A 15,381-nucleotide genomic window follows, 5' to 3' on the forward strand; every position below is an offset into this window, starting at 1 on the left:
GGGCTCGGAGATGTGTATAAGAGACAGATCTAGTATTATCTGATAATTATTCACGATTTAAGAGAGAATATAGATTTTTTACAAAAATAAATTCTACTTTTCTACATAAAAAAGAGAAGTCTACTCTTACAGAATAAAGAAAAACTATATAAGGTTATACATTATATATCCATTGGTACATCATTTATCTAAAGTGATGTACTTTTTTCTTTTATAAACCTCTTTATTCGCCTTCTTATGATTTCCTATTTCAGAACATATTCATTATAATAAGAGAGAAAATGCTTTTTCCAATTCTTCCAAAACCTCTGTGTAATGTCGAATCCCAGGGTATTGTTGTGGAGAAAGTGCTTTTGACCTTATTGGAAAATCATGAATGAATTCCAGGTCCTTATACTCCTTTAAATGCAGTTGATTCAACGCAGTTAGAACGTCACTTTTGTTTTCACTCCACACTTGAAAGGTTTTAAAGCTTGTCACAAAAATTTCATTATAGGATGTACCATCTTCAGTCGCGATTCCAAATTGGAGAAATCCATCATTTGTAAGTTCAAATTTATATTCTTTGAAAAGATTCATGATTCGGTCAGATTCAGTAAAGCGACTAAGAACGGGCTCTTCCCCTTTCATTCCTACAATTCCATAAGCTATCCCTTCTTTAATCATTATATTAACTAATGCTACAAACAAGTGCCAAATTCTATCAGCATCAATATTGATTTCGGTAAAATACTGAAACTTTTCACCTTCAATCTCTCTCATCTTGTATCCTTCCACAATGTTCGCTCTCGCCCGTTTTTGTTGTATAGTGTGGTAATCATCCCCCCTTGGATAATCAATTCGATCTGGTATTCGATCTGGTATTTGTAAGCCTAACGGTAATTTATACACGCTTTTTCCTCCTCGTCTTCAATAAATATCATTATATCGGAATAAAATAGTTTAAAGATTCTCAACATATTCTCTTTTGGTAATTCAAATCTCTTCTCCAATTAACTGATCATATTCTTTCATACATCTTCGCATATGCGATTTTCAGCTGTTCCCGCAATTCCTTATCTTCTTATACGCACTGTAACGAAAAAATGATGTCTAGAACAAAATATCTCTTGAGTATTTAAAAATAAAAGATGACGATACGAAACAAATATCAAATTTATTTAAAACTTTCTTTTTCAGCTATTATATCAACAAGTCACCCTTCCATACTACAAACCATTTATGTTGTAGTAGCAAATGAGCTCTTTTGTGGCAAAAAAAAAGAATAGATCACTCAGATTGCTTCTGCCTGCATCTATCCTTTTCTTTTTATACAATGTGTAACACAATTAAATCAAAAGAAATTAGCTAATTTTTTTATGAAGCATGATCTTTCTTCTTCATCAATGCTCGTTTTTTCATCGCTTTTGTTAAGTAGCCGCCTTTGAAAGAGCGAATCTCATAGGAAGACATAAACGCTTTCGGTGCAATTCGATTAATAATGTCCAAAAGCTCTTTCTCGCGGGAACGTTTCGCAACAATATCTAAACGGTAGCGTACGGAATTTATCCCTTCCCCTTCAAATACAGTTACACCAAATCCTGAATGCCTTAACTCATCAACTAACTCATTGCAACGATCTAGTAAACTAACTTGGTATGTAATATACCCAATTGCCAATTTATTTTCTATATAACCGCCTAATAAAAGTCCGGCACTAAAACCGATCACATAGGCTATAATATTCATCCAATTTGATAAATCTTGAAACACAATTCCTAAACTTACAATATAGATTGCCCCTTCTAGTAATCCCACACCAGCAGCGGATCTTGTTTGATTCTTTACAAGCAAAATCGTCCTGATCGTTAAAACTGGAACATAAATAATTTGAAGTACAAAAATAAGTAGCGCTTGTAACATTTGCATCCACCTCTTTCAAAAAAGTCTTTTGTCATAATAACATATATAACCTTTAGAAAGCGATGGATTTTCTAAACTTTTTTATTTTTCCATGAAAAAATAAGAAAATAAAAAAAGAACCGTTTTCGGTTCCCTTTTATCCCGCATTAACGGGCAGTAAGACCCCCACTGATTAAAGTTTCACTTTATCTTCTTATTTTGAATCCTGTGTAACCCTTTTTCTTTTTTCCTCTTCTTCTCTTACTAACTGCATATTCGCATACGCTAAATTCGCAATCATTAAAAAGTGACCACCTAAAATGCCCGTACCAAATGCCCACATTTCCATTTCATGTTCAATTTCATACATAATGATCGCACCTAGTATCGCAGCTGCAAAACGATTTACAATTCCTAATCCAGGCGCACGTTGTTTTAATACAATACTTTTCCCAATCTTTTCAACTCGTCTGGCTAACAACCAAAGACAGTATGCACTTACAGCTAATCCGATCCCGAATCCAGTAACTTGCTTTGAAAAAGGCGTTATCGTCCATAGAAGTAGTAAACCACTAAAGATCATATATAATTGTAGTTTGTATACTCGTAACGCAACTTCAATCAAAATATCCGCTCCTTGTTTCAAGTTTTGCGATAGGTGAAAAAGAAAGCAGCAACCTATACAGTTGCTGCTTTCTCTTGTTGATGATCAATTTTTCGAATTTCAACGCGCTTAATTTGATATGCGTCTTTTTCAAGAACTTTAAACTCATATCCCTCTGCTTCGACACATTGTCCTTCTTCAATTTCATGATTCTGCATCATAATCCATCCACCAATTGTATCCACATCTTCTTCCTCGATGTGTAGACCAAATAAATCTTTCACTTCTGAAATCAACACTTTTCCATCAACAATTTTATGATGTTCATTTACATGTTGAATTGGTGGATGTTCATCTTCATCATATTCATCACGAATTTCGCCGACGATTTCTTCCAATATATCTTCAAGCGTTACAATTCCGGCTGTACCTCCGTACTCATCATATAATACAGCCATTGGAATTCGCTTTTTCTGCATTTGCAGAAGTAAATCATGAATTGGAGTTGTTTCCATCACTTCAATAATCGGACGCATATACGTACGAATAGATGATAAATCTTCTGTATCGCCTTTCATATATCGAATAAAGAAGTCTTTTACGTTGACCATACCGATAATATCATCTTTATCTTCTCCAAAGATTGGATAACGTGTGTATCGTTCGCTTTGGATAATTTTCATGTGTTCTTCTACTGAATCTTCGAGATAGAAACCGACGATTTCTGTCCGTGGTACCATAATCTCTTTCGCAATGCGATTATCAAATTCAAAGATATTATTTACATACTTATATTCTGCTTGATTAATTTCTCCACTTTCATAGCTCTCTGAAAGAATAAGACGTAACTCTTCTTCCGTATGTGCTACTTCATGTTCAGAAGCTGGTTTCAAACCGAATAAGCCAGTTACGACACGCGCTGAACTATTTAGTACCCAAATAAACGGATACATCACTTTGTAGAACATCATTAAAGGTCCAGCAAATAATAAAGTTACTCTTTCAGCCTTTTGAATTGCCATTGTTTTCGGAGCTAATTCCCCTACTACAACGTGCAAATACGTCATTGTCATAAATGCAAGGCCAAAAGTCAATACTTGTGAAATAGAAGGGTTTAAGTTCCATTTCTCAAATAATGGATGCAATAGCTTTTCTATTGTCGGTTCACCTAACCAACCAAGTCCCATTGCCGTTACTGTAATTCCTAACTGACAAGCAGATAAATATTCATCTAAATTTGTTGTTACCTTTTTTGCTGCTAACGCACCGCGTTTTCCTTCCGCAACAAGCTGATCTATACGACTTGAACGTACCTTAACAATCGCAAACTCTGCTGCTACGAAAAATCCAGTAAATGCGATTAAAATCGCAACCATGACTAAATTAAATATTTCCAATGAATCCCCTTAGTAAAAAAACTAAGGTGTTCACCTCCTGTATACTTATAATGTTTTCTTATTCTCTGTTTCTTTAGAAAACATAGCCCTATACAGAAATTAAAAGAGTTGGATCCAACTTCAACTATAAAAATAGTATCAGTGTTTGTATTAAAGCTGTCGTTTGACCCGATAAAGATTTCGATATTTTTTCACGTTGTGAATCTGTTAACCCATCTAACAGAGGTTTCAACTGTGTTAGCTCTGTTTCTAATCGATGGATATGGTTTGTCACTTCATTCACTTGTTTCGAAACGTGTTCATTGATACCGAGCAGCTTCTTCCTCTCCTCGATCCTCTCTTTAATCTCACAAAGCGGCATATGCATTTCCTTGCATTTCTCAATAAATTGTAATGTTTCAAATGCTGTTTCGTCGTAATAGCGATAATTAGATTGAGATCGCTCCGCTTTTAAGATACCTAGATTCGTATAATAATCAATCGTTCGTTTCGATACGTGAGCCAAGTGAGCCAACTGTCCGATTCGATACACCTTCCCAACGATTTTTCCCTCCCCATTTATGTTAAGAACATCATACAATACATAAACTATACAGTCAAACGTGACGGTTTATTATTCACAATATATGCAAAAAAGATCCGCTATATGTTGCAGATCTCCTTCTTCCTATATTTCTTTTTCTTTATTATGAGTAGCTTCTACACACTCTGCTAAACGTTCAAGCTGATCCATACATCCAATCTGTTAATTTATATAAAATACGATAGAATAGATTGCTAGGTGTATACTCAACAATTAATGTAAGAAGTGTGCCTTCCTCTTCTTACAATATGTATGTTGTAGTAGAATATCCTTGTTTCATCTCACCGCCAAGAGTAATGATATACGGTGCTTCATATTCTAAAACTTCCACTTCCGACTCAAATATTTTCTTACCCATTTTTTGAACGGAAATAAATGTATCTCCTACACGTGGATTTTCTTCCACTCGCTCTAACGGATAACGATTTTCGATTAAAAATGTATTCCATTCCTTCGTTTTTTCATCATCTTTTACATATTCAAACACGACATCAATTGCTGCTTGAATTAAAACTTCAATAGCAAAACTCATTCATTTTCTCCTTTTACATACCCTTATTTTTCTATATATTTTGCGACAAAATGATTATGCCATATTTTACCCAGTGAAATACAAGGGTTATTTTACTATTATTTCTCTTATTTAGAGTTTCATGAGTTTGAATTTATAATTTATAACACAAGGGCGAAAAGAATTGAGTTATATTTTTATCCATATTTCAGCATATTAATTTTCAAAATACATCTTTTGCTTTAACCGTACATTTACTTTCGGAATCCAACCAACTTCTTCACATTCTATTTTCTTGCACCATAGCCAACCATTTAATTCCTTTAAACCAATGAGAATATCTCCTTTTTCTACATTTAATTCTTTCGCCGTATATGTTTCAAGCACAATACCAGAATCACTGTTTTCACATGTTATTATTTGCTCTGGAACCCATCCCGCCAGACCACTATGTTCAGCACGGCAATATACCCAATTGTTCCAGTTTTCTGGCCCTGAATATATATTACCAACTCGCACTTGATCTCCTTTTTCTAAACTAATTGGTTCTGGATAATTACTAGTGTGAGACTGAATCACAACATATTTCATTTTACCCCTCCAATAATCTGAAAATTAAGTTATACTTTTATTATAAAACTTATTTATGATAAACAAATACAAAATATTGAGAGGAGAAATTCTTATGTACTACAACAACCTATTTGAAAACGATCAACCTGTAATCCGTCTATAATCTAAGACGGGCATACGTATTTTTTATAAAAAAACATGCCTCGTCTTAGGATTCCCTATTTTACAATCCTATAAATAGACGGAGGTATTTCACAATGAAACAAACAATTTTAGGCGCTATATGTTTATCACTTGCAGCAAGTATTTGGGGTGGTATGTATGTTGTTAGTAAATATGTACTAGACTTTATTCCGCCTCTCACACTTGTCTGGCTTCGCTTTATTATTGCCTTTGTAGTTTTGTACATGATTTTAAAAACGACAAAACGAAAACAAAAAACAACGATACAAATAAACAAAAAAGATTGGCTACTCTTTGCTTGGATTGGCTTCATCGGTTACTTTGTTTCAATTACGTGCCAATTTGTTGGAACAAAATTATCAGATGCGCACACAGGCTCTTTAGTTACATCGGCCACTCCAGCATTTATGGTCGTGTTTGCTACATTGATTTTGAAAGAAAACTTAACGACTCGCAGAATACTCTCTACCGTCTTAGCTACACTAGGCGTCACAATTGTTATTGGGTGGGATATAGAAGTTGGCTCTTATTTTATCGGCACAATCATTTTAGTGGGGGCTGCGATTACATGGGCTCTACTATCTATTTATGTAAAGATTGCTTCTCAACAATTTTCATCTTTAGTCATTACAACGTACGCAATCTTCTTTTCACTATTTTTCATTACACCCTGCATGATTTGGGAATTACAATCTAATCCATTTGGGGACTTAAATACCACTATCATTTTAGGTATTTTATATTTAGGAATCATCTCGACCGCTGGAGCCTTTTTTCTTTGGAATAAAGGACTTGAGTTAATGGATGCCAGCATCGGTTCATTGTTTTTCTTTTTTCAGCCTATTGTTGGTTCATTATTAGGCTGGTTACTTTTAAATGAAACGTTAAATCGTAACTTTTTTATTGGTGGTGCTCTTATTATATTTAGTGTAATCATTGCCACATTTGAGAAGAAAAACTAACAATATCAAAAACACAGGCTATAAAAAAAATACGGCCTGTGTTTTTGATTATAAAGCTATTACATACATTTATATTGAATTAAACCTAATGTTTCATTTACCTTTTTCTCAAGCAGACCAGTGCGCTGGACGAGAAAGTAAACTTGGTAATTTCGTGTTTGCGTCCCCTTTCGCTGCATTAATCTGGACTTGAGTTAGAAAAATAGTGTCTGTTAGATTTGCTCCACTTAAGTCAGCATCTCGTAAATCAGCACCGATAAAGTCAGCCATTCTTAAATCAGCACCTCGAAGATCAGCAGCAATGAGGTATGCCCCTCTTAAATTCGCTCCCCTAAGATCTGCCCTTCTAAGCTTTACCCCCATGAGATTTGCTCCTCGGTGGTCAGTTCTCTTATTTTTTTCCGTCCCTTTATACCGGTGACGTGACTCCATCCATACTAGTTCACTCGTCCTTAAAAGAAGAGTATTTACATCTGCTCGGTGTAATGGAACATTTATTTTCATTAGTAAATCTGGACTAAGCCTTGAAAGTCGTTCTGTCTCCTCAATCGCGTCACGAATCTCCCCATAAATCGGACTTGTCACCTTTAACGTTAAAGCTTCATTCAAATACCAAAGCATCTCATGAAGTTGGTGCATAATTGGAAAAACATCATACATTTTCTTTGCCTGTTCTGGACCTTTGCGCCAATCAACTCCCTCAAAGGTAACTTGAGAAACTTTTTGCCCCGCACCAAAGCACTCAAATACAGTACATCCTTTAAAACCTTTCTGCCTAAGGTTTTTGTGAATACTGCAACGAAAATCTGATTGTAGATTAGAGCACGGCTTACCACCATCTTTATTAACAGCAAAATCGGCTGAAGCTGCAAAAGGAAGCGCAACACAGCACAAGCCGAAGCAATTCTCACAGTCAGCGCGTAAACTGTTAAAACTCACACCACTTTTTGAATCCAAAAAATTATTATTCTCTAACAAAACATGTACCCCCTGTTGCTGTATTACTTGTTCAATTTTGTATAGATATGTATATAAAAGAAATAGTTTGTAATAAAATTACCTTCCAACAATTACAAAGCAGTTCCTGTAAACATCTTAAAGAGAGCTTTACCAATCCTTTCATTTCGTGCAATCAAATATATTGCTCTTTGTTTTTGAAAATCCCGGATGGATATCGTACGCAGTGGCAAATGTTCAATACGTTCTGAAATCGTCCGTGGAACAATTGTAATTCCTGCCCCTGCAGCAACCATCCCAAGAATAAAGTCTCGAAACGATACCTCAGAACTAATATTAGGTTTTACTTCCAATCTTTCAAACTCTTCCATAATCGCTCTTCGAATATCGCAACCGATTGGATACATAACTAAATTCTCTGATAACAGCTCCTTTATGGTTACATTTTCTCTTTTACTAAGCGGATGTGTCTTTTGAAAAACTACATCATATGGTTCCACAAACAACTGCCTATTCCAAAGCTTTTTTGGTACCCACTTTTCATCTACTAAACCTACATCTAATTTCCCTGATAAAATATCTTCCATAATCTCTTTAGACATATCATATACTTTCGTTTCTAAATTCATATTCTCACTTTGGCCTCCAACAAGTTTTTCTGGAAGATAGAATGCTGCAAGACTAGGTAGTAAACCTAATATTACACGTACGGATTCTCCCATGTCTTTCATTTCTTGTTTAATGCCATCCCATTCTTTAACGAATGGAATTATTCTTTTTTGAAAATACATACCAGCCTCTGTTAATTCTATACCTTGTGGAGATCTACTTAATAATTCCACTTCTAATTCAGCTTCTAATTTCTTTATCTGCTTACTTACTGCAGGTTGTGTCATATGAAAATGCTCTGCTACTTTTGAAAAACTTTTATACTCTGAGCAAAGTAAAAAACATCGTAACCACTCAATCTCCATCCTCTTTATCCCCTTGTTCAAACTTTTTGTTATACCCTTCAAAAATACTGGAAATTCTCTACTTTTACAATAATTGATATCATTACCATATGGAAAATAAATCACTTTTGAAAAGGAGAATAACAAATGAATCGATTACCTAAAAATGCTGCACTTATTCTAGTTGATATTCAAAAAGGATTCGATGATTCTTACTGGGGACAACGCAATAATATACATGCCGAAACAAACATGGAGCTTATATTACAAACATGGAGAAAAACAAATCGTCCTGTAATTCATGTGCAGCACATCTCAAATAAAGAAAATCACCCATTAAGAAAAGAAAGCAGCGGAAGTGAATTTAAAGACTTTGCTACTCCACTTCCAAATGAACCAGTATTTCAAAAAAATGTGAATAGCACTTTTATCGGAACCAATTTAGAAGCATATTTACGAGAACACAATTATGAAACTGCCGTCATTATCGGTTTAACAACGGACTATTGCGTATCCACTTCAGCACGTATGGCTGGTAATTTAGGTTTTTCAACTTATGTCGTTTCAGATGCGACAACTACATTTGGTAGAATCTCATATGATGGAAATTATCATCATGCAGAAGATATCCATAAGCTTGCATTAGTAAGTCTTCATGAAATGTTTGCTACCGTTTTAGCAACTAACAAACTTATAGATTTGCTTTAAATCCCCTTTAATGAATCTTTAAAAGTCACTAAACAATCAATTTCAAAATAAAATAGCACATTTCATTGCAAATGCTAATTTAACTTCCAAATATACTTTCATATGAAAAAGACATATTCTCCCGTTTATATTATCATTAAATTACAAACATTCATACAAGTAGGAGGAAATCATATGGCATTAGAAATGAAAACAAACTGTCAAACTTGCAACACTTCACTTCAAACAGATTCGGAGGCTTATATTTGTACGTATGAATGTACATTTTGTGCACCATGCACAGAAAAAACGCATCATGTTTGTCCAAACTGCGGTGGTGAATTAGTACGTAGACCAAAAAGGAAACAATAAAAGCAAAGCTACCAGTAGCTTTGCTTTTTCTTTTCCACCGTTTATTCTAAAATTCCTTTTAACTTCTCCCCGATTAACGCTGATAAGTATTCATAGCCAGTCTCTCCAAAATGCAGCCCATCACGATCTTCATTTTCTACAAACCTCATATAATCCAATTCTTGAATCATATGAGAATGTAGATCAAGAAAATAACTTCCTGTTTGTTTTGCCACTTCTTTCACCACTTTTGCATACTGTGATAATACTTCATTTGTTCTTGCGTGCTGTCTTTCCTCATCCACTGGTGCCGGGCTAATTAGCAGCATCTTTTCTGGTGAGATTTTTTTCACAATCTCAATTAGATTCTCTTCATATTCTTGTAATGATACTTGTTTATGAAATGCCGCATCATTTGCGCCAAAAAAGACCGTTACAAATGTCGGCTCATAAGATAACACATCTTCTTCTATTCTTCTCAAAGCATCGAATGTATTATCACCAGAAACACCTGCATTTACTATTTTCCAATCAGGAAATAAATCTTGTAAACGCGGAGTTAATCTAGGTTCGCCATTCCAGAATATTTCACCATCTGTAATACTATCACCAAAACATACTAATGTGTTCATTTCCGTTTCCCCTTTTATGTATGAAATAATTTCCCTTCTAAGGCTGAAATATAGCGCTGTGCCGAACGCTGAACCGCCTCATTTGCATCATCTTTTACTACTCGGTGAAAAGCGTTGTATAGACGATTAAAAGGCAATGACTTTACTCTTTTAGCCATTTCTTCAACTTTATTTGCTGGTAACGGAATTAAATTTGGATAGCTGTACATAAAGCTCACCCACTGCTGATCCGCTACAACTTGAATAATATCCCCTGTTAATAAAATCCCTTTCCCTTCACTGCCCTGTGACCAGTGTAAAACAGAACCACCTTTAAAATGTCCGCCTAGACGATGTATAGTGAGTCCATCAGCTAATTGCAATGATTCTCCTGACCAAAAAACAATATGTTTACTCGGACGCATAACCCACTGTTTATCATCTTCATGTATATAGATTGGTACATCGAACCGTTCTGCCCATTCAACTTGAGTAGAATAATAGTGTGGATGGGATAACGCAATCGCATCTAACCCTCCTAATTCTTTTACCTTTTCAATTGTATTTTCATCAAAATAAGCAATACAGTCCCATAATAAATTATATGAATCTGTTTTTACCAAATAAGTTGTTTGGCCAATCGCAAATTCTGGTTTTGTTGTAATACTATAAAGCCCTGTTTCTTCTTCAATGATTTCATTTTTATATGTATTACTCTCTTGTAAATCCTCCAGTGTTGTCCAAGATTGACCTTTCGGATTAATATACTGTCTCTCCTCATTGCAAATCATACAATTCACTGGTTCTTCTACACTTGCTGCATATTGTACGCCACATGTTGTACAAATAAAGTTTTTCATAACATTTCTCCTATCCCCATTTTGTTTTCGATTCTTTTAAGCTGTTATTCTAAAAATAAAGCATTTTATTTCTTTACTGAAGCTCATTTATCCAATAACGCCATGCTATTAAATAGGCTTCTAAATCTTCAGGATGATGCCTGATACAAGTTTCTAATCGAAGGTACAACCCTATTAGTACTTCTTCATATAAAACTTTTCCATTTGTATTCTTATGAAATACACATTGTTCTACTACATAGTCTATAGTTTCTTTCGTTAAATCTTCAGGCGTCGAACAAAATGCATAAATTAAATCATATATTGGATCTCCCAAAACTGGCAAAGGATCAATCACACCATATAATTTATGCTCCTTAAATATAAAATTATGGAATCCACAATCCCCATGTAATACATATGGTTGATTGCTATGTACCGTTCTATTTGGACTGTGTACTAATTTAAGAACACTATGAAACTCTTCTTGTGTAATGTAAGATTTTACATTCTCATTAGCCTCCATCACTCTGTTTAAAAGAAAATCCTGCCAAGAGTCTACCGGTCCTTCTTTCCATCCCCACTGATCCATTTTCATAGCCACTTTATATTTATTAATCACTTCCTGTACAAGTGTACAAAGAACATCCCTTTTATTTCCGACATCATAAATTGTGGAACCAGGGATAAATGAATAGACCATATATCTATTGAGCGGGTCCACATACAAAAGCTTAGGAAATATACTTTCATTTTCATAAAAATCAAGAAAATACGCTTCTTCTTCAATGACCTTTGGTTCATTCAACTTTACAACACACTGCTCTTTTCCTTCTAGAAGATACAGTCTACTTGTAGTACCGCCAGTTAATTTTTTGTACCCTTTCGGATAATCAGTAATAACTTCATTAACAACCAATTGTTCAATAATTTCCGAAATATTCATTTTTCTCATTCCTATTCTGCACCCGTACTTGAATATCACTACTATTAAATGAAACGACTTTATAATTATTTGACAAATATAAGAAAAAACCTTTAAAAATCCTTATATTATAAAAGAAGGAATCTCTATCTTTCTGAAACCAATAATGCAGCAGCTACTATTTCATCATAAATCTCATTCCACTTTGGATAATACAATGTAACCTCGTTCGGTTTCACAAATATCCTTCTGTTTGATTCATACTCTCCGTTAAAATCATGCACTTCTGAAATATCCATCCGATAAAATGGTTGATATCCTACTTTTGGGTATGGACTCTTTTCATTCCATTTTGGATTTTCGCTATGGTCTACAATAATATATCCAAGTAAGGTACATTCTCCTTTCACATACCCTTCTTCCCATGCCTCTCTCTGAAAACATTCTTCTGGTGTTTCATCCTTTTCAATATGACCTCCTGGAAAATCCCAACTGCGATTATAATGATCTATTAATACCACTTTGTTTTTATAAAAACAAAAACCATGGACACTCTTGAGACTCCCACGGCTAAAGCCGCAAGCCCTACACCTTATGGTGCGACGGATGGGATTCTTGAATGACTAAACGTTCACAGTTCATTTCTGCTTTGAACAGCCTTCAAGATGAGGGCATCTCATTGCCCCTCCTAAGACAGTGCATATAGCATCTTAGGTTGATTGACTATTACCATCAATCACAGGTGCATATCGAATATTCATAGCACCGACTAAATCACGATGTTTTTCAAATCCGCAATTACACTTGTATTTTCTGTCTTGTGCCTTATTCTTTTCAGAACATTTAGGACACGTTTGACTTGTGTATGCAGGATTCACATATTCAACTTTAATACCGACTAAATTCGCTTTATATTCAATGAATTGAGATAGGCGATAGAATGACCAATTGTGCAAGTTCTTTTCGTTTTTACGGCTTGTTCTTGCCGTCTGTCTGATATTCGCTAGTTGTTCTAAGCGAATGACAGAAATCTTATTTTCTTTAGCAAAATTTACAATCGCACGACTTATTTTATGATCTTGGTTTTTCATATATCGCTGTTCTTTATCATCGAGATTACGAATAGCATTCAGTTTGTTCGATTCTCCTAATTTTTTACGTTTAGATTTAAACATACGTCTGACATACTTGTTTTGTCTGCCATTGCCAAAAAAACGCACCATTTCATCATCTGTTACTGCAACAGCAGGAACTTTCAAACCTAAATCTACACCCATTATCTTTGTTCCTGTTTTTTCGCTTGTAGGAATGGTGACGGAAATTTGTGCAATCCATTTGGTTGATTTTTTCGTGATGCGAAGCGTGCCTAATTTGTGTTTTAACAAATCAAAATTACGGTTGTGTTTATCAACCAACAAGGCACGAACAGGCACTTTCTTTGCTTTTCCATCTATTATTAAAGGTAGACGGATATGGGTGAAATCAAACGAATAGTTTTGATTGTTCCACACACAAACAGGCTTCTTGAGAATAGGAATAATCGTGTATTTGCTTTTCTTTATCTTTGTAGAAAATACACTTTTTGCATCCTTAATCGCTTGGTTTTTAACTGCACTTGGAATGTTTGCAGGAACATTTTTTGTCGTCTTTTTTGTCGTTTTCTTTTCCGCAACCATTTCAGATACAAGTGCGTTAATTGTAGAGATATATTCTTTTCCCATAGCATTTAAGATGGAAGCTTGTTCTTTTGTAGGAAGCAATTTAACTTTAACTGTTATCGTTTGAGACAATTGATTCACCCCCTTGTTTTTTGTTGTTCGACATATCGTTTAATAGTTGCGCTCGATACGTTTCCTGCGGTAGATACAAAATAAGAACGTGTCCATAGGCTTGGCAAGTGTCCGAGATGAGGAAATTCCTCTCTCAACTTTTTAGAAGTCACTCCTTTGATTTTTGCCATAATATCAGCAGGACTAAGTGTTGGTAGTGTATTTAGAAACATATGTGTATGGTCTTTGTCACACTCTAAAGCAACAATGACAATTTTTAATTCTTCACATACTTCTTGTGCCAACTGTTTAAAACGTTCCTCTACATCAGCACGAAGGAATATTTTCCTTCTGTATCGAGGACAAAAAACGAAATGATAGTTAATTAATGATACGGTTGTGTTGGTTCTCCTATATTCGTTCATATACACATTGTATCAGTTTCATTTATAAACTGATACAGATATACAAAAAAAGAGTGAAAATTCCGGATACTCGAAGCACCACAAACCTTTCGGTTTTCAAGTGGTACTCCGTATCCGAACTCACTCCCATCCCACCCTTAAAAGGGGTGCTGTCGCACCGTAGTGGGCTTTCCCGTTCGGGAAATCTGTAATGTATTTGCCTTTATCCAGGTTAACTTCACCTTCGACTCCCCATAGTTCGCGTCTATCTTTGTCATTCTCTTCTTCACTCCAAATGCTCTTCATATAATCTAGTAATTTCTAATGCCCGATTCAGCTCTTTTAATTTATAAGCTAAACTTTCCACCCCAAAAACTTCCGTAAACGTATGACTACCAACAATTAAGTTGATTCCTTTAAATTTTGCATATTGAACCGTATATAACGTTTTCTCTCCCGTTATATATGTATCGCAACCTTTTTCTAATGCTCTTTGTATAATATTTGTATTGTTCCCTGCTCCTGTTAAGATTGCTACTCGTTTCACCGGACGATTATGATTCTTCCATGCTTTTACCTTTTCCTCTAATCTCTCTTCTACTCTTTCCACAAAATCATAAAACAAAATAGGAGATTCATATTCTCCAATCCCAGGTAACTCTTCTTCCTCATACGAAGAATATTCGAGTATTTTATCAATCCCAATTTCGTTAAATAATGAAGTGCAAGTTCCAAAGTTCACAAAATCTAAAGGTAAGTGTATCCAAAAATGATTGATTTCATATTCTTTTAATTTCTCAACACAAGATTCTTCCATACCGAATAAAAAGCTCCACGGTGCATGATGTGTAATGATCATATCGACTTGATTTACTCGTGCTTCTTCGATTGTTTCCAGCGTTAGGTTCGTTGTATAACCCATTTTACAAAATTCCTCTTTGCTAATATTGGTGAAGCCATATTCATCATCACCATATTTATGAATATGCTCTCTAAATAACATTTCAATCGAATTTTTAAACCCTGCTATATTCATTTCAATTCTCCTTTTCACACTTCTTTCCCTCATACATATTTTATTTTCACGTAAAGAAAACCTGCTTCGAATTAGAAGTATGAAACAATGAGCCCTTCTTGTATTCCCGCCAACTTTTAATTTTGATAAATACAGGCATGCTATAAAAAAATACC

Annotated in this window: 18 protein-coding genes and 1 pseudogene; 3 read left to right on the top strand and 16 right to left on the bottom strand. The window is 34.8% G+C overall.

Annotated features, from left to right (window positions below; translation table 11 throughout):
- Window positions 1–264: 264 nt before the first annotated feature.
- From JDS96_RS23830 to JDS96_RS23860, 7 genes and pseudogenes are all read right to left on the bottom strand, one after another.
- On the bottom strand, window positions 265–891 hold the full coding sequence (locus tag JDS96_RS23830) for a hypothetical protein (RefSeq protein WP_199668230.1): 627 nt from the start codon (window positions 889–891) through the stop codon (window positions 265–267).
- Between the two features lie 465 nt (window positions 892–1,356).
- Window positions 1,357–1,902, bottom strand: coding sequence for a DUF2179 domain-containing protein (locus tag JDS96_RS23835; RefSeq protein WP_018766277.1), 546 nt, complete (start codon window positions 1,900–1,902; stop codon window positions 1,357–1,359).
- Between the two features lie 193 nt (window positions 1,903–2,095).
- A complete protein-coding gene (locus JDS96_RS23840; protein ID WP_199668231.1) occupies window positions 2,096–2,506 on the bottom strand; it encodes an ATP synthase subunit I in 411 nt (136 codons plus the stop codon).
- 53 nt (window positions 2,507–2,559) lie between these two features.
- Entirely contained in the window at window positions 2,560–3,882 is a 1,323-nt protein-coding gene (locus JDS96_RS23845) for a hemolysin family protein (RefSeq protein ID WP_018766275.1), read from the bottom strand.
- A gap of 124 nt (window positions 3,883–4,006) precedes the next feature.
- Window positions 4,007–4,414 (bottom strand): MerR family transcriptional regulator, encoded by a 408-nt coding sequence (locus JDS96_RS23850; protein ID WP_018766274.1) that lies wholly within the window; start codon window positions 4,412–4,414, stop codon window positions 4,007–4,009.
- Between the two features lie 135 nt (window positions 4,415–4,549).
- Window positions 4,550–4,997 (bottom strand): annotated as a pseudogene (locus JDS96_RS32375) (SRPBCC family protein).
- 195 nt (window positions 4,998–5,192) lie between these two features.
- Window positions 5,193–5,567: an SH3 domain-containing protein gene (locus JDS96_RS23860; protein WP_003207757.1), complete on the bottom strand. Its 375-nt coding sequence runs from the start codon at window positions 5,565–5,567 to the stop codon at window positions 5,193–5,195.
- Window positions 5,568–5,806: 239 nt separating this feature from the next.
- Between JDS96_RS23860 and JDS96_RS23865 the strand changes: the two genes are divergently transcribed.
- Window positions 5,807–6,694 (top strand): DMT family transporter, encoded by an 888-nt coding sequence (locus JDS96_RS23865; protein WP_199668233.1) that lies wholly within the window; start codon window positions 5,807–5,809, stop codon window positions 6,692–6,694.
- A 108-nt stretch (window positions 6,695–6,802) separates the two neighbouring features.
- Here JDS96_RS23865 and JDS96_RS23870 read toward each other — a convergent pair whose 3' ends face one another.
- The gene (locus JDS96_RS23870; RefSeq protein WP_199668234.1) at window positions 6,803–7,672 is read right to left on the bottom strand and encodes a pentapeptide repeat-containing protein; all 870 of its coding nucleotides are present in this window, start codon (window positions 7,670–7,672) and stop codon (window positions 6,803–6,805) included.
- 92 nt (window positions 7,673–7,764) lie between these two features.
- A complete protein-coding gene (locus JDS96_RS23875) occupies window positions 7,765–8,625 on the bottom strand; it encodes a LysR family transcriptional regulator (protein WP_199668235.1) in 861 nt (286 codons plus the stop codon).
- 126 nt (window positions 8,626–8,751) lie between these two features.
- Here JDS96_RS23875 and JDS96_RS23880 point away from each other — a divergent pair, with 126 nt between their 5' ends.
- Both JDS96_RS23880 and JDS96_RS23885 read left to right on the top strand, forming a co-directional pair.
- Window positions 8,752–9,312, top strand: a complete 561-nt coding sequence (locus JDS96_RS23880) for a cysteine hydrolase family protein (protein ID WP_199668236.1) — start codon at window positions 8,752–8,754, stop codon at window positions 9,310–9,312.
- A 174-nt stretch (window positions 9,313–9,486) separates the two neighbouring features.
- Window positions 9,487–9,663 (top strand): DUF1272 domain-containing protein, encoded by a 177-nt coding sequence (locus JDS96_RS23885; protein ID WP_003198705.1) that lies wholly within the window; start codon window positions 9,487–9,489, stop codon window positions 9,661–9,663.
- A gap of 41 nt (window positions 9,664–9,704) precedes the next feature.
- Here the strand turns inward: JDS96_RS23885 and JDS96_RS23890 are convergent, their stop codons facing one another.
- The 7 genes from JDS96_RS23890 to JDS96_RS23920 all read right to left on the bottom strand — a co-directional run bounded on the left by JDS96_RS23890 (window position 9,705) and on the right by JDS96_RS23920 (window position 15,226).
- Window positions 9,705–10,274: an SGNH/GDSL hydrolase family protein gene (locus JDS96_RS23890; RefSeq protein ID WP_199668237.1), complete on the bottom strand. Its 570-nt coding sequence runs from the start codon at window positions 10,272–10,274 to the stop codon at window positions 9,705–9,707.
- A gap of 14 nt (window positions 10,275–10,288) precedes the next feature.
- Window positions 10,289–11,113 carry an MBL fold metallo-hydrolase gene (locus JDS96_RS23895; protein WP_199668238.1) on the bottom strand — a complete coding sequence of 275 codons (825 nt, stop codon included), beginning with the start codon at window positions 11,111–11,113 and terminating at the stop codon, window positions 10,289–10,291.
- Between the two features lie 73 nt (window positions 11,114–11,186).
- The gene (locus JDS96_RS23900; RefSeq protein WP_199668250.1) at window positions 11,187–12,038 is read right to left on the bottom strand and encodes an aminoglycoside phosphotransferase family protein; all 852 of its coding nucleotides are present in this window, start codon (window positions 12,036–12,038) and stop codon (window positions 11,187–11,189) included.
- 125 nt (window positions 12,039–12,163) lie between these two features.
- Window positions 12,164–12,625, bottom strand: coding sequence for an NUDIX hydrolase (locus tag JDS96_RS23905; protein ID WP_199668251.1), 462 nt, complete (start codon window positions 12,623–12,625; stop codon window positions 12,164–12,166).
- Window positions 12,626–12,727: 102 nt separating this feature from the next.
- Window positions 12,728–13,807 carry an RNA-guided endonuclease TnpB family protein gene (locus tag JDS96_RS23910; protein ID WP_199668239.1) on the bottom strand — a complete coding sequence of 360 codons (1,080 nt, stop codon included), beginning with the start codon at window positions 13,805–13,807 and terminating at the stop codon, window positions 12,728–12,730.
- Between the two features lie 5 nt (window positions 13,808–13,812).
- A complete protein-coding gene (gene tnpA / locus JDS96_RS23915) occupies window positions 13,813–14,211 on the bottom strand; it encodes an IS200/IS605 family transposase (protein WP_199668240.1) in 399 nt (132 codons plus the stop codon).
- 265 nt (window positions 14,212–14,476) lie between these two features.
- Entirely contained in the window at window positions 14,477–15,226 is a 750-nt protein-coding gene (locus JDS96_RS23920; RefSeq protein ID WP_199668241.1) for a Nif3-like dinuclear metal center hexameric protein, read from the bottom strand.
- Window positions 15,227–15,381 lie beyond the last annotated feature (155 nt).

It is taken from the genome of Bacillus cereus group sp. N21, assembly GCF_016483395.1.
GTDB lineage: Bacteria > Bacillota > Bacilli > Bacillales > Bacillaceae_G > Bacillus_A > Bacillus_A pseudomycoides.